Below are 14324 nucleotides of genomic sequence, written 5' to 3' on the forward strand. Positions count from 1 at the left end.
TCAGATCGGCGGTTTTTTTCGAATTTGATCGCCATATGTGAGGACAGCTATCGGGCTTGGCATGCCGAGTCCTGCGCCAAAAGCTGTGTGACAAGGGCCGGAAGCTGCGCAAAATCATCGAAGCGGGCAGCGTGGGGCAGGGTCTCTGCCGGGCTTTTGCGATAGCCTTCGGTGTGGAGCAGGAAGTTGACGCCCGCGCGCTGCGCCGTTTCGGCATCCACCTCGCTGTCGCCCACATAAATCGGCGGGCCATCGTCCCCCAGAGCTGCGAACAGCATCGCCGGATCGGGTTTGCGCGTTGTCAGACTGTCACCTCCGATAACCGTGGCAAACAGGCTTTCCAACCCGAAATGTGCCAGCACGTCACGCGCGGCGCGCTCTGGTTTGTTGGTGCAAAGAGTCAGCCGGTGTCCTGACGTTGAAAGCGCATCCAATGCCGCCCGGACCTGTGGATAAAGCACCGTGTAGGCGCTGCCCGCCCTGGTGTAATGGGCCAAGACGCAAGCGGTCAGGGCATCATGTCGTGCCATGTCCATGCCGCGCGCTTCGACGACCAGTTTAACCAGATGTGGCAAGCCGTTGCCGATGAAACCGGTCACTTCGGCAAGCGTCAACATCTCGGCGCTTTCCTCAGTCAGCATCGCATTTACGGCATGTGCGATGTCCGGCGCGCTGTCGATCAGTGTCCCGTCCAGATCAAAGGCGATTGTTGCGACCATCAGGCGGCTTTCCATTTGATCGAACACCCCATCGAGGCGATCTGTTCAGGCGGTCCAAGACCGGTTTCGGCTATTTCGCGCATTGCCTCAAACAGATCGCGGCGCACGTCCGCTTTGGCAGGGCGCGCGCGCGAGGCATCCAGCCGTCCGCGATATTGTAACTGCAAATCGGCATTGAAGCCGAAGAAATCCGGCGTACAGGCCGCGTTGTAGGCGCGCGCCACGGATTGATCCGCGTCATGCAGATAGGGGAAGGGAAAACCGGCATCCGCCGCAAATTTCACCATATTGTCGAAGCTGTCAGCCGGATGGCTTTCGGCATCATTGGAACAGATCGCCGCCACGCCGATCCCCAGCTTTTCCAGATCACGCGCGTCGCGCACGATCCTGTCGCGCACCGCAATGACATAGGGACAATGATTGCAGATGAACATCAGCAGCATCCCTTTCGGGCCGCGAATATCGCTTAGCGCATGGTGCCGGCCATCGGTGCCGGGCAAGGTGAAGTCGGCGGCAGGCCAACCGAAATCACATAAGGGGGGCGTTGTGGCCACGGAAACCTCCTGTAGGGTTTGAGGCTGCAACTGTCCTATGTGTCCTTGCAAAACGCAAGGCGGACGGCCCGGAAGAGCCGCCCGGTGTCGGGACCTACTTCGCGTATCCGATGGTTGTCAGTGCGTCGCGGATCTCGTCCAGAATTGCCGGGTCGTCGATCGTCGCGGGGGCCTTGAACTCTGCACTGTCGGCGATCTTGACCATCGTGGCGCGCAGGATCTTGCCTGACCGCGTCTTGGGCAGCCGGTCCACGACAAGGCACAGCTTGAACGCCGCAACCGGACCGATCTTTTCGCGCACCAGTTTGACGCATTCTGCCGTAATTTCGTCATGCGGCCGGTTCACGCCCTTGGTCAGGCAGACAAAGCCCATGGGCAATTGTCCCTTAAGTTGATCCGTGACGCCGATAACGGCACATTCGGCAACGTCCGGATGCGCGGCCAGCACCTCTTCCATGCCGCCGGTGGACAGGCGATGGCCCGCCACGTTGATCACATCATCCGTGCGCGCCATGATATAAAGATAGCCATCCTCGTCGATCATGCCGGCATCGCCGGTCTCGTAATATCCGGGGAAGTGATCAAGGTAGGATTTGCGGAACCGGTCTTCGGCATTCCACAGGGTCGGCAACGTGCCCGGAGGCAGAGGCAGCTTGACCGCGATGGCACCCAGCTCTCCGGATTTTACCGGTTGGCCCGCCTCGTCCAGGATCTGCACGTCATAGCCGGGCATCGGAACCGAGGGCGAGCCGATCTTCACGGGCAGCTTTTCGATCCCTGCGGGCATGCCTGCGATGGTCCAGCCGGTTTCTGTCTGCCACCAGTGATCGTAGATCGGCTTGTCCAGAACCTTCTGCGCCCATTCGATCGTGTCCGGATCGGCGCGCTCGCCCGCCAGATAGACGGCCTGCAAATGCGACAGGTCGTATTTCTTGACGAATTCGCCCTTGGGATCCTCGCGCTTGACAGCGCGCAGGGCGGTGGGCGCGGTAAAGAAGCTGCGCACCTTGTATTCTTCGATGATCCGCCAGAACGTGCCTGCGTCGGGAGTGCCGACGGGCTTGCCCTCGAACACGATGGTGGTGTTGCCGTGGATCAGCGGCGCGTAGCAGATATAGCTGTGGCCGACGACCCAGCCGACATCGGACGCTGCCCAGAACACATCGCCCGGATCGACATTATAGATGTTTTTCATGGACCAGTTCAGCGCCACCAACTGCCCGCCGGTGTGGCGGATCACGCCTTTGGGCGCGCCCGTCGTGCCAGAGGTATAAAGGATATAGGCCGGATGATTGCCCTCGACCGGCACACACTCCGCCGGTTCGACACCGTATTGAAAGCCGTGCCAGTTGTAGTCGCGGCCCTCCTCCAGATGTGCCACTTCCTGCTCGCGCTGAAAAATCACGCAGAAATCCGGCTTGTGCGCAGCCTGATCAATGGCCCCGTCCAGCAGGGGTTTGTAATGCACCACGCGGCCCGGTTCTATCCCGCAGGAGGCGGCGATGATCGCCTTGGGTTTGGCGTCGTCGATTCGCACCGCCAGTTCGCTTGCGGAAAATCCGCCAAAAACCACAGAATGGATCGCGCCAAGGCGGGCGCAGGCCAGCATCGCCTCCAGTGCTTCGGGGATCATCGGCATGTAGATGATGACGCGGTCGCCCTTTTCGATCCCCTTGGCACGCAGCGCACCGGCAAGGGTGGCGACGCGATTGCGCAGCTCGACATAGGTGATTTCGCGCTTGGACCGCGTGACGGGGCTGTCATGGATAATCGCCGCCTGATCGCCGCGCCCAGCCTCGACATGGCGATCAACCGCGTTCCAGCAGGTGTTGACCATGCCATCCGCGAACCATTCGTAAAGGTCATCGCCCTTGTCGAACAACGCCTTGCTGGGCGCGCGGTCCCAGTCGATGGCTTCCGCAGCCTGCATCCAGAATGCTTCCGGGTCGGCCTTCCAGCTGTCGTACACGTCCTTGTATGCCATGGTATTCCTCCTCAAAAGCTGAAATGGTGTTACGGGCAAGCGGGCAATTCAAACAAGCATGTTAGCGGTTGCAGCGTCAGAATGGCGCGCAATATTTGCAGAAATTGGGATTATAGGACTGCAAATTTTTGCAAAGCACTCAATGTTTGACGATTAAATGCAAATTACTGGCCAGTTTGCAAATCCCTTGGCTGTTGTGCAAATCATCGACCGGATCAGTGTTGACCATGGATGTGGTCATCATGCCGGGCTGTCCAGCATCGTTGCAAGATGGAACCCAGGGGCGCGCGAACGGATTTGAGTAACCGGATCGGCAGAAAGAGCGGCCGCGCCTCGTGCAAAATGGCTTGGTTCAGCGGCAGTACAAGAGCCATTTCAGCCAAACGACCGGATACAAAAAATCACCGACCCCCACAGGAGCCGGTGATCGGTTGTTCTGAAAGAGACACGACAACCGCACAGGTTTCGGTCTGCGCGTGCGCTGCGGGACCTCAGCCGTAATGCGACACCGGGGTGCCCGCGACGGCGGCCATGTTGAGCAGCCCGCGCGGCGTGATCGAGGGTGTCACGATGTGGGCGCGGTTGCCCATGCCCATCAGGATCGGGCCAACCTCCAGCCCTCCGGCTTTCACTTTGAGGATATTGCGTGTTGCCGAGGCGGCGTCGGCATGACCGAAGATCAGCACATTCGCCGTGCCTTCCAAACGATTTTGCGGGCAAAGACGCTCGCGCAGTTCGGGGTTCAGGGCAGCATCGACGTTCATTTCGCCCTCGTAGCTGAAATCGCGCGGCTCCCGGTCGAGTATGGCAATCGCGTCGCGCAGACGTTTGCCGGAGCCTTGGGCCTGGTTGCCGAATTGCGACTGAGAGCAGAACGCGATATTCGGCGTAATACCGAAACGGCGCACATGCCGTGCAGCGCCAATCGCGGTCTTTGCCAATTGTTCCGGCGTGGGCAGTGACCAGACATGCGTGTCCGCAACGAATAGCGGCCCGTCCTCAAGGATTATCATCGACAGCGCACCCAGCGGATTTTGCGTCTCGGTGCCGAGGATCTGGGAAATGTAGTTCAGATGCCAGCGGAACTCGCCGAACGTACCGCAGATCAGGCTGTCCGCTTCGCCGCGATGGACCATCACAGCCCCGATTGCCGTGGTATTGGTGCGCATGATCGCGCGGGCCACGTCCGGGGTAACGCCGCGGCGCGCCATGATTTCGTGGTAGCTGCCCCAATAGTCGCGATAGCGCGGATCGTTTTCCGGGTTCACGATGCTGAAATCGCGATCGGGAAGGATCTCCAGTCCCATCCGTTCACAGCGGGCGGCAATCACCTCGGGGCGACCGATCAGGATCGGCAGTTCCGTGGTTTCTTCCAGAATGGCCTGTGCGGCGCGCAGCACGCGCTCGTCCTCGCCCTCGGCAAACACGATCTTGCGGCTGGCCGTCGCTGCCGCCTGAAACACCGGGCGCATCAGCAGGGCGGACTTGTAGACCGAGGCATCCAGTTTGCGGCGGTAGGCCTCCAGGTCATCAAGCGGGCGTGTTGCCACGCCGGTCTCCATCGCCGCGCGGGCCACGGCAGAAGACACGATGCTCGACAGGCGCGGGTCAAAGGGTTTCGGGATCAGATAATCGGCACCGAATGTCAGTTGCTCGCCCTGATAAGCGGCAGCGGCTTCGGCGCTGGTTGTGGCACGGGCGAGTTCCGCGATGCCTTCGATACAGGCGATTTTCATCTCGTCGTTGATCTCGGTGGCGCCCACATCCAATGCGCCGCGAAAGATGAACGGAAAGCACAAGACGTTGTTCACCTGGTTCGGAAAGTCGCTGCGCCCGGTGGCGATGATTGCATCCGGTGCAATCTCGCGCGCGATGTTGGGCATGATTTCCGGCGTCGGGTTGGCAAGGGCAAAGATGATTGGGCGTTTGGCCATCTGGCTGACAAGTTCAGGCTTCAATACGCCGGGACCGGACAGGCCCAGAAACAGGTCAGCCCCTTCGATCACTTCCGCCAGCGTCCGTTTGTCAGAGGCTTGTGCAAACGCTGCTTTTTGCGGGTTCATGTCCTCGGTCCGGCCCTCATAGACCAGCCCGTTCACGTCGCACAGCCAGACGTTTTCACGCTTCACCCCCAGCTTCAGCAGCATGTTGAGGCAGGCAATGCCCGCCGCGCCGCCACCGGTGGAGACGATCTTGATGTCCTCGAACGCCTTGCCCGCGACATGCAACGCGTTTGTGGCGGCAGCCCCCACAACGATGGCCGTGCCGTGCTGGTCATCGTGAAAGACCGGAATATTCATCCGCTCGCGGCACAGCTTTTCAACGATGAAGCAATCGGGTGCCTTGATGTCCTCAAGGTTGATGGCACCGAAAGTAGGCTCCAGCGCACAGACGATATCGGCCAGTTTCTCGGGATCGGTTTCGTCCAGTTCTATATCGAAACAGTCGATGCCCGCGAATTTCTTGAACAGGACGGCCTTGCCCTCCATCACCGGTTTGGACGCCATCGCCCCGATATTGCCCAACCCCAGAACCGCGGTGCCGTTGGACACGACGGCGACAAGATTCCCGCGTGCGGTGTAGCGGGCAGCGGTGCTGTTGTCGGCCTGAATTTCAAGGCAGGCCTCTGCGACACCGGGCGAATAGGCCCGTGACAGATCGCGCCCGTTGGCCATGGGCTTGGTCGCGCGGATTTCGAGTTTTCCGGGTTTGGGAAACTCGTGATAGTCGAGCGCGGCTTGCCGTGCTGTCTCGCTGGGATTGTCGGCCATGGGATCCATCCTCCGGGTGTCTTTACGTCAGGCTTAAACCACTGTCGGGTGAAGCGGAACCATGGACAGCGCGAAACACCTTTTGATAAATGCGAACAGTCGCTGTTTCGACAGGCGCAGCAAGGGAAGGCTTGCAATCCCCCGGCGCGCTAACGCACCATTGCCGGACTGGTGGATGCGGGGGAGAGGACAGATGTCACTCAGACAGTCAGCGTTGGATGTGCGGGAGCGGGCCTATGCGCCGTATTCGGGGTTCAAGGTCGGGGCCGCGATCCGCGATACCGATGGCACCGTCCATTTGGGCTGCAATGTTGAAAACATCGCCTATCCCGAAGGAACGTGTGCCGAGGCCGGTGCAATCGCTGCTATGATCGCTGCGGGCGGCGCACGGCTGGCAGAGGTCTATGTGGTGGCCGATGCGCCGATGCCGGTGACGCCATGCGGGGGCTGTCGGCAGAAACTGGCGGAATTCGGCGCGGGGGATGTGCGCGTGACGATGGCCACAACTGATGGCACCGAACAGGCGATGACCCTTGCCGAACTGTTGCCCGGTGCTTTCGGCGCAGAGCATATGGGCCGATCAGAGTCGGGCGGCACCTGAGCATGGATGCCCGTGCCGTGAATGCCGCTTTGCGCAAGGGACAGGCGCTGTCGTCAGAGCAATTGGCGTGGTTCACGCAAGGTCTGGCCGATGGGGCGGTGTCGGACGCGCAGGCAGGTGCCTTTGCAATGGCCGTCTGTCTGCGTGGGCTGAACGAGGAGGATCGCGTGGCGCTTACCCTTGCGATGCGTGACAGCGGCGATGTGCTGCGCTGGGATCTGGGCGCGCCGGTGATCGACAAACATTCCACCGGCGGGGTGGGCGATTGCGTCAGCCTCGTGCTGGCGCCTGCGCTGGCGGCCTGCGGGGCGTATGTCCCGATGATCTCGGGTCGGGGCTTGGGCCACACGGGCGGCACGCTTGACAAGATGGAGGCTATTCCGGGGCTGGTCACGGCGCTGGACGAGGATCGGCTTCGACAGGTCGTGCGCGACACCGGCGCGGCCATTGTCAGCGCCAGCGCCGATATCGCCCCCGCCGATAAACGGCTCTATGCCATCCGTGATGTGACCGGAACGGTCGAAAGCCTTGATCTGATCACCGCGTCGATCCTGTCCAAGAAGCTGGCGGCGGGGCTGGACGGGCTGGTGCTGGACGTCAAGTTGGGCACGGGGGCGTTCATGAAGACCCCCGAGGACGCGCGCGCGCTGGCGCAGGCGCTGGTCAAGACCGCCAATGCGGCAGGGTGCCGGACCACGGCGCTGATCACCGATATGAACCAGCCGCTGGCATCGTCGCTGGGCAATGCGTTGGAGGTGGATGCCAGCCTGCGCGTGCTGACCGGGCTTGACGATGGCTCGCTTGGAGAGTTGAGCGCAGAGCTTGGCGGCGCGCTGCTCGCCTCGGCCGGGTTGGCCGCGAGTGCGGAGGAGGGCAGAGCGAAAATCGCCGAGGCGATCCGGTCAGGCACCGCGGCAGAACGGTTCGCCCGGATGGTCTATGCCATGGGCGGCCCGGTTCATTTCGTCGAGGATTGGCAAAGGTTTCTGCCCGAAGCGCCGGTGATCCGCGAGATCACCGCCACTGCGTCCGGCATTGTCACGGCCATTGACGGCGAAGCTTTGGGGTTGGCGGTGGTCGACCTTGGCGGCGGGCGTCAGGTGGAAACCGATGTGGTTGACCCTGCGGTCGGGCTGTCAGACATCGTGCGGCTTGGCGTGCGTGTCGAGAAAGGACAGCCACTGGCGCGTGTCCATGCCGCACGGCTTGGTCAGGCCGATGCGGCAGAGGTGGCGGTGCGCGCCGCAATCAGCCTTGGCGATATGGCCCGCGACCTGCCGCCGCTCGTGCATGAAAGGATCACCTCATGAGCCGCGCTTTTCTGGTTGTGATCGACAGTGTCGGCATTGGCGGCGCACCGGATGCGGATGCGTTTTTCAATGATGGCGTGCCGGATACCGGTGCCAATACGCTCGCCCATATCGCACAGGCCTGCGCCGAGGGGCGCGCCGAAGAGGGCCGCTCTGGTCCGCTGCGCCTGCCTACGCTCGACGCGTTGGGCTTGGGGGCGGCGGTCCGGCTGGCCTCCGGCGACAATGTGCCGGGGCTGGGTGCCGAACCCGTGGGCCTTTGGGGGGCCGCGACGGAGGTTTCTCCGGGCAAGGACACGCCGTCGGGCCATTGGGAACTGGCGGGCCTGCCGGTGCCCTGGGACTGGACCTATTTCCCGAAACAGACGCCCGCCTTTCCCGACGACCTTGTGGCGCAGGTCTGCAAGATCGCGGGCACGGATGGCATTCTGGGCAATTGCCACGGCTCCGGCACGGTGATGCTGGACGAATTCGGCGCAGAGCATATGCGAAGCGGTTGGCCGATCTGCTACACCTCTGCCGACAGCGTGTTCCAGATCGCCGCGCATGAAGAGACCTTCGGGTTGGATCGGCTGCTGGATCTATGTGAAAAACTGGCCCCGACGCTGCACGAGATGAAAGTCGGCCGCGTCATCGCCCGGCCCTTTGTCGGGGAACCGGGCCATTTCAAGCGGACCGGTAACCGGCACGACTACGCAATCCGTCCGCCGGAACCTGTCTTGACCAACTGGGTGCAGGATGCGGAGCGTCAGGTTTACGGGATCGGCAAGATCGGTGACATCTTTTCGATGGAAGGGATTGACGAGGTCCGCAAGGGCGACGATGCCACGCTGATGACACATCTGTCCGATCTGGTCGATGACGCCCCCGAAGGCAGCCTGACCTTTGCCAATTTTGTCGAGTTTGACAGCCTTTACGGGCATCGCCGCGACGTGTCGGGCTATGCCCGCGCGCTGGAATGGTTCGATGCAAGGCTGGCGCGGCTGCTGCCGCGGCTTCGCGGCACCGACATGCTGCTGATAACCGCCGACCACGGCAATGATCCCACATGGACTGGCACCGACCACACGCGCGAACGTGTGCCGGTTCTGATCGCGGGCCGGGACACTGGATCGGTGGGGCAGGTTTCATTTGTCGATGTGGCGGCTTCTGTCGCGGATCATCTGGGCGTGGTCAGCCACGGCCCCGGAAGGAGTTTTCTATGAGTTTTCGATCCCTGCCCAAGGTGGAGTTGCACCTGCACCACGAAGGCGCCGCCCCGCCGGAGTTCATCCGGCGGCTCGCGGCCGAAAAATCGGTGAACCTGACGGGCGTGTTTGCCGAGGATGGCAGCTATGCCTATCGCGACTTCGTGCATTTTCTCAGCGTCTACGAAGCGGCCACCCAGGTCTTGCAAAGCCCCGAGGATTACGCCCGCCTGACGCGCGCCATCCTGGAACAAAGCGCCGAAAACGGCGTGATCTATGCCGAAACCTTCCTGAGCCCCGATTTCTGCGGCGGCGGCGATGTCGGGGCCTGGCGCGAATATCTACAGGCCATTCGTGAGGCTGCGGAGGAAGGCGAGCGCGATACCGGCGTTACCTTGCGGGGTATCGTCACCTGCATCCGCCATTTCGGGCCGGACCGCGCCAAGCCGGTGGCGCGTTGCGCCGCCGAGACGGCGGGCGACTGGATTGTAGGATTCGGCATGGGGGGCGACGAGAATATCGGCAAACAGTCCGATTTTGCCTACAGCTTCGACATGGCGCGAGAGGCCGGGCTGCGGCTGACCACCCATGCGGGCGAGTGGCGCGGCCCGCAAGAGGTGCGCGAGGCCATAGACGATTTGCATGTCGAACGCATCGGGCACGGCGTTCGCGCGATAGAGGATCTGGCGCTGGTCGATGACCTTGCCGAACGCGGCATCGTTCTGGAGGTTTGTCCGGGGTCAAACGTGCGGCTTGGGGTCTATCCGCGCCTCTCTGCGCATCCGATTGAAAAGCTGCGCGCGCGCGGCGTCAAAGTGACAGTCTCGACCGACGATCCGCCGTTCTTTCACACCACGATGACACTGGAATATGATAACCTCGCACGGGTGTTTGGCTGGGACGAGGATGATTTTCTCGACCTTAGCCGTATTGCCGCCAACGCCGCGTTCTGCGATGACGCCACCCGCGCCCGCATTCTGAAAAAACTGGAGCCCGCATGACCGATCACCTGAACGTCGTTTTGCACCCCTTGGTACAGCATAAACTGACCCTCATGCGCAAGAAGGACACGTCGACCGGGGTGTTTCGGCAGTTGCTGCGCGAAATCAGTCAGTTGCTCGCCTATGAGATCACCGTCAATCTTCCGATGACCTCACGGACCATCGAGACACCGATGACCGAGATGGAAGCGCCGATGCTGGCTGGCAAGAAGCTGGCGCTGATCTCTATCCTGCGGGCAGGCAACGGGCTGATGGACGGCGTTTTGGAGCTGATCCCCTCGGCCCGCGTCGGCTTTGTCGGGCTTTACCGGGACGAAGAAACACTCCAGCCCGTGCAGTATTACTTCAAGGTGCCGGACAGCCTGAAAGACCGGCTGGTGATTGCGGTGGATCCGATGCTGGCGACCGGCAATTCATCGGTTGCGGCCATTGATCTGCTCAAAAAGGCAGGGGCGACGAATATTCGCTTTCTGTGCCTGTTGGCGGCACCCGAAGGGGTTGCCAGGATGAAAGAGGCGCATCCGGACGTGCCAATCGTGACGGCAGCCTTGGATGAACGGTTGGACGAGAAGGGCTATATCGTGCCCGGTCTTGGCGACGCCGGAGACCGGTTGTTCGGCACCAAGTAGAGCAATCGCCGGATGTCGAGAACCTTCGGGACGGTGTGGAAAATGGCAAGATATTGGCGGGGACAGATATGCAGATCGCGAGTTTGATTGCATCGGCGGTGCTGGTCATTGGAACCAGTGCTTTCGGGCAAGGGGCCGGAACAGCGGCCGGGCAGGGGGCTGGTGCATCATCCGGTGATCTGCTTCATGCCCCGGCCGAAGCGCCACCCGCAGAATTTCCCGGCGCGCAATATGTCGACAGCCGGGGGTGCATCTTCGTGCGCTCAATAGACGACGGGCGCGAGGATTGGGTACCCCGCATCGCCCGGTCCGGGCAGATGATTTGCGGCGCAGTGCCAAGCCTGACGACCCTTGCCGGACAGACGCCGCAGGTCAGGCCAATGGCGCGGCGTGCACCGGCCACCGGGGGTTCTGCCGCAGGCAGCGATACAGCCGCGCGGAATGCGACGCAGACAATTCCCAATATTGCCGGCACGCCCGACCCGAACGGATTGCCCGGCAGGTTCGTGCAGGCCGGATCTTTCAGAAGTGAAAAGACGGCGCAGGAAGCCGTCCAGAAGATCGCCGGCACCGGCTTGCCAGTGACAGTCAAACGCTGGCGGCGCGGCAGGGTGTATTATCAGGTCGTTTTGGCTGGGCCACTTCATGGCACAGTCGCGCAGGAGCGTGGGGTGCGTATCGTGCGGGGCGAAGGTTTCAGCGACGCCTATTTAAGAGACTGAGGCGTTTCGCGTCCGGGCAGCGGAAATAAGGCAACTTTCATCGCCTGGCGTTCAGCCCCCGCAGATGGTTTGCAGGCGGATCCAGTTGCTATCGCTCAGGACTGACGTGTCGGACCCTGTGGGATAGGGGTCGGCCTCGATCAGGCCCAGCACGGATTCGCCCGATACGTCTCGGGCATAGGCATAGGGTGCGGTGCGCAGCTTCGCTTTGGTAAAGGCGGCAATCAGCTCTGCGTCAGGCAGGGGGTCGGGCGGCGCGGTCAGGATGCGTTCGGCCTGTGCGTCAAGTGTTTCAGGGGTGAGTTCGCCGCGCGTCAGAAGACGCAGGCTGGACCAGAAACCAGCGGAACGCAGCAGCGCCTCCAATGGATCTTGACGGTCGGCACGCAGCGCTTCGACGACGATGTAACCGGCAGGCACGTCCGCATCCTCGAAATCCTCGACCAAAGCGCGGTTCATCAGGATCGTGCCTCCGGGCAGATGGGCGGTTTCCCGCACGCCGTCGGGCAGAACAACCAATCTGTCAGGCGTGTCCAGAAGGCGCAGTGACAGCGCCTGCAACGCCGGTTGCGCGGCGCGGTCGGCGCAGGCTTGGCCCGAAATGCGGGTAATGCGCGACAGCAGGCCCTCACCGATCTCGGAGCGTTTGACGTCCGGGATCACCGTGACGGTGTGATGCAGCAAGGCACCCGGCAGCCAGACAAAAGCCAGCGCAGCCACGACCGCTGCGGCCGACAATGTCAGCACCATTCGCAAACGTCCGGGTTTTGGGCGCCGACGGTCGATGACCCTGCGCAAACGCTCGATCGCGTCGAGCATTACAGTGGCATCCTCGCTAAGTTCCAGCGTCTCGCCGGGGTCGCCGTCAGGGTGATAAATGGCCGGAAACTGACCGGGATTGGCCCGTTCCAAGGCCGCGAGCGACCAATGCGTCAGTGCCACGTCCCGCAAGTCAGAAATGGTCAGCGTGGCATCGCCCAGCGACACGACGACTTCGCGGCGTTGATCGTCGGCAGTGGCCCGCCAGAGGCCGCTTGCCTCCAATCTGTCGTATTGCTTCAGCGCTGTCATTATCCGGGCTGCTCTGGCTTATTATTGCGCGGAAGCTAGCACGCCGACGACATGCCCGGCAATGCAGCACCGCCCGAGACCTGGCATCTACAGATCGGCCACCCGCTTGCGCAGTTCGAATTTCTGGATCTTGCCCGTGGAGGTTTTGGGCAGTTCTTCGAAGACGATCTGTTTAGGGGTTTTGAACCCGGCCAGACGCGAACGGACAAAGGCGATCAGATCCGCTTCTGTCACCGAACGGCCCTGTTTCAGCTCGACAAAGGCGCAGGGCACTTCGCCCCACTTGTCGTCGGGTTTGGCCACCACCGCACACAGGCTGACCGCCTCATGCGCCATCAGTGCGTTTTCCACCTCGACCGAAGAGATATTTTCGCCCCCCGAGATGATGATGTCCTTTGCGCGGTCGGCGATCTGGACATGGCCGTCAGGGTGCATCACGGCAATGTCGCCGGAATGGAAATACCCACCCGAGAAGGCCTCGGCGGTGGCCTCGGGGTTCTTGAAATACCCTTTCATCACGCCGTTGCCGCGGAACATGATCTCGCCCCGGCTGGCGGCGTCCCGCGGCACGTCGGCCATTGCGTCATCCATCACGGTCACACGGTCAAGAAACGGCATCGCCACGCCTTGCCGGGCCTTGACGGCGGCGCGCTCATCGCCTTCAAGGCGGTCCCATTGCGGCAGCCAAAGGCTTTCGGTGCCGGGGCCATAGGTTTCCGTCAGGCCGTAGACCTGCGTGACGTTGAACCCCATGGGTTCGATCTGTGACAGGGTGGACGGGGCAGGTGGTGCGCCGGCGGTGAAAACCTCGACTGTCTGGGAAAATTCGCGACGGTCGCCTTCGGGCGCGTTGATCAGCGCGTTCAGCACGATGGGCGCGCCACCGAAATGTGTGACGCCCTCATCCGCGATGGCGTCGAAAATTGCCTTGGCGGTGATGTCGCGGCAGCACACTACGGTGCCGCCGACCATCGGCATCATCCAAGTGTGGCACCAGCCATTGCAATGAAACAGCGGCACGATGGTCAGATAGACAGGCTGCAACGTGATGCGCCAGCTGATGACCTGTCCCATTGCGCTAAGATACGCGCCGCGATGGTGACAGACCACGCCTTTCGGATGCCCCGTGGTGCCCGAGGTATAATTGAGCGCGATGCTTTCCCACTCGTCCTGCGGCAGGATCCATTCGAAATCCGGGTCTGCCGAGGTCAGCAGATCCTCATAGGTCCGGTGCCGTCCGCTGGCCTCAAACCCTGCCTGGGGGTCGGGGCATTCGATCAGCGTCGGTTTGGGGCCGTCCAGCGCGGCGATGGCGTTTTCAGCCAGATCAATGAACTGGCTGTCGACCAGCAGCACCTTGGCACCGCCGTGACCCAGAATGTAGCTGACCGTGGCAACGTCCAGCCGGGTGTTGATCGTATTGAGAACCGCGCCACAAGCGGGCACGCCGAAATGAGCCTCGGCCTGGGGGGGCAGGTTGGGGATGATCGTCGCCACCACATCGCCCGGCGTCACGCCAAGCGCGGTCAGCCCGGATGCCAGCCGCGTGCACCGCTTATAGTATTCGGCATAGGTCACGCAGTGCATGCCGTAGACCATTGCTGGCTCGTCCGCGAACACATCTGCCGCGCGGATCAGTCCTGAAAGCGGCGTCAGCGGCGTATAGTTTGCGGCGCATTTATCCAGCCCGGTTTCATCTGCAAGCCACCCCATCGGAACCTCCGCAATTTGCTGTGTTGGCTGACTATGCGGCGCTTTGCAGAGAGTGAAAACCC

At 61.9% G+C, this 14324-nt stretch carries 12 protein-coding genes; 6 read left to right on the forward strand and 6 right to left on the reverse strand.

Features of this window, described 5'->3' with window-relative positions:
* Positions 1 to 47: 47 nt before the first annotated feature.
* The 4 genes from gph to B8991_RS18680 all read right to left on the reverse strand — a co-directional run bounded on the left by gph (position 48) and on the right by B8991_RS18680 (position 6028).
* Positions 48 to 719 carry a phosphoglycolate phosphatase gene (gph, locus tag B8991_RS18665; RefSeq protein WP_084354816.1) on the reverse strand — a complete coding sequence of 224 codons (672 nt, stop codon included), beginning with the start codon at positions 717 to 719 and terminating at the stop codon, positions 48 to 50.
* Positions 719 to 1273: a thioredoxin family protein gene (locus tag B8991_RS18670; protein ID WP_084354730.1), complete on the reverse strand. Its 555-nt coding sequence runs from the start codon at positions 1271 to 1273 to the stop codon at positions 719 to 721. The genes gph and B8991_RS18670 overlap by 1 nt, the downstream gene beginning before the upstream one ends.
* A gap of 94 nt (positions 1274 to 1367) precedes the next feature.
* Complete coding sequence (gene prpE / locus B8991_RS18675; RefSeq protein ID WP_084354733.1) at positions 1368 to 3257, reverse strand: propionate-CoA ligase PrpE; 1890 nt, start codon at positions 3255 to 3257, stop codon at positions 1368 to 1370.
* Positions 3258 to 3748: 491 nt separating this feature from the next.
* Positions 3749 to 6028: an NADP-dependent malic enzyme gene (locus B8991_RS18680; protein ID WP_084354736.1), complete on the reverse strand. Its 2280-nt coding sequence runs from the start codon at positions 6026 to 6028 to the stop codon at positions 3749 to 3751.
* 193 nt (positions 6029 to 6221) lie between these two features.
* Between B8991_RS18680 and B8991_RS18685 the strand changes: the two genes are divergently transcribed.
* From B8991_RS18685 to B8991_RS18710, 6 genes are all read left to right on the forward strand, one after another.
* Complete coding sequence (locus tag B8991_RS18685) at positions 6222 to 6629, forward strand: cytidine deaminase (RefSeq protein ID WP_084354739.1); 408 nt, start codon at positions 6222 to 6224, stop codon at positions 6627 to 6629.
* A gap of 2 nt (positions 6630 to 6631) precedes the next feature.
* Positions 6632 to 7939: a thymidine phosphorylase gene (locus tag B8991_RS18690; RefSeq protein ID WP_084354742.1), complete on the forward strand. Its 1308-nt coding sequence runs from the start codon at positions 6632 to 6634 to the stop codon at positions 7937 to 7939.
* Positions 7936 to 9144, forward strand: coding sequence for a phosphopentomutase (locus B8991_RS18695; RefSeq protein WP_084354745.1), 1209 nt, complete (start codon positions 7936 to 7938; stop codon positions 9142 to 9144). Before B8991_RS18690 ends, B8991_RS18695 begins: the two co-directional genes overlap by 4 nt.
* Positions 9141 to 10127, forward strand: coding sequence for an adenosine deaminase (locus tag B8991_RS18700; protein ID WP_084354748.1), 987 nt, complete (start codon positions 9141 to 9143; stop codon positions 10125 to 10127). Before B8991_RS18695 ends, B8991_RS18700 begins: the two co-directional genes overlap by 4 nt.
* Entirely contained in the window at positions 10124 to 10756 is a 633-nt protein-coding gene (upp, locus tag B8991_RS18705; RefSeq protein WP_084354751.1) for a uracil phosphoribosyltransferase, read from the forward strand. Before B8991_RS18700 ends, upp begins: the two co-directional genes overlap by 4 nt.
* Before the next feature lie 68 nt (positions 10757 to 10824).
* Positions 10825 to 11478, forward strand: coding sequence for an SPOR domain-containing protein (locus B8991_RS18710; protein WP_084354754.1), 654 nt, complete (start codon positions 10825 to 10827; stop codon positions 11476 to 11478).
* Positions 11479 to 11529: 51 nt separating this feature from the next.
* Here B8991_RS18710 and B8991_RS18715 read toward each other — a convergent pair whose 3' ends face one another.
* Together B8991_RS18715 and B8991_RS18720 are read right to left on the reverse strand one after the other, a co-directional pair.
* A complete protein-coding gene (locus B8991_RS18715) occupies positions 11530 to 12549 on the reverse strand; it encodes a M48 family metalloprotease (protein WP_084354757.1) in 1020 nt (339 codons plus the stop codon).
* An 87-nt stretch (positions 12550 to 12636) separates the two neighbouring features.
* On the reverse strand, positions 12637 to 14262 hold the full coding sequence (locus tag B8991_RS18720) for an AMP-binding protein (protein ID WP_084354760.1): 1626 nt from the start codon (positions 14260 to 14262) through the stop codon (positions 12637 to 12639).
* Positions 14263 to 14324 lie beyond the last annotated feature (62 nt).

The organism is Primorskyibacter flagellatus (assembly GCF_900176485.1).
Lineage (GTDB): Bacteria > Pseudomonadota > Alphaproteobacteria > Rhodobacterales > Rhodobacteraceae > Primorskyibacter > Primorskyibacter flagellatus.

What these genes read in the sequence shown, in the direction of transcription:
- B8991_RS18690 (WP_084354742.1), top strand. Translation starts at nt 6,632, where the DNA reads ATGGATGCCCGTGCCGTGAATGCCGCTTTGCGCAAGGGACAGGCGCTG.
- B8991_RS18720 (WP_084354760.1), bottom strand. Translation starts at nt 14,262, where the DNA reads ATGGGGTGGCTTGCAGATGAAACCGGGCTGGATAAATGCGCCGCAAAC.
- B8991_RS18685 (WP_084354739.1), top strand. Translation starts at nt 6,222, where the DNA reads ATGTCACTCAGACAGTCAGCGTTGGATGTGCGGGAGCGGGCCTATGCG.
- B8991_RS18680 (WP_084354736.1), bottom strand. Translation starts at nt 6,028, where the DNA reads ATGGCCGACAATCCCAGCGAGACAGCACGGCAAGCCGCGCTCGACTAT.
- B8991_RS18700 (WP_084354748.1), top strand. Translation starts at nt 9,141, where the DNA reads ATGAGTTTTCGATCCCTGCCCAAGGTGGAGTTGCACCTGCACCACGAA.
- B8991_RS18695 (WP_084354745.1), top strand. Translation starts at nt 7,936, where the DNA reads ATGAGCCGCGCTTTTCTGGTTGTGATCGACAGTGTCGGCATTGGCGGC.
- B8991_RS18715 (WP_084354757.1), bottom strand. Translation starts at nt 12,549, where the DNA reads ATGACAGCGCTGAAGCAATACGACAGATTGGAGGCAAGCGGCCTCTGG.
- prpE (WP_084354733.1), bottom strand. Translation starts at nt 3,257, where the DNA reads ATGGCATACAAGGACGTGTACGACAGCTGGAAGGCCGACCCGGAAGCA.
- gph (WP_084354816.1), bottom strand. Translation starts at nt 719, where the DNA reads ATGGTCGCAACAATCGCCTTTGATCTGGACGGGACACTGATCGACAGC.
- B8991_RS18710 (WP_084354754.1), top strand. Translation starts at nt 10,825, where the DNA reads ATGCAGATCGCGAGTTTGATTGCATCGGCGGTGCTGGTCATTGGAACC.
- upp (WP_084354751.1), top strand. Translation starts at nt 10,124, where the DNA reads ATGACCGATCACCTGAACGTCGTTTTGCACCCCTTGGTACAGCATAAA.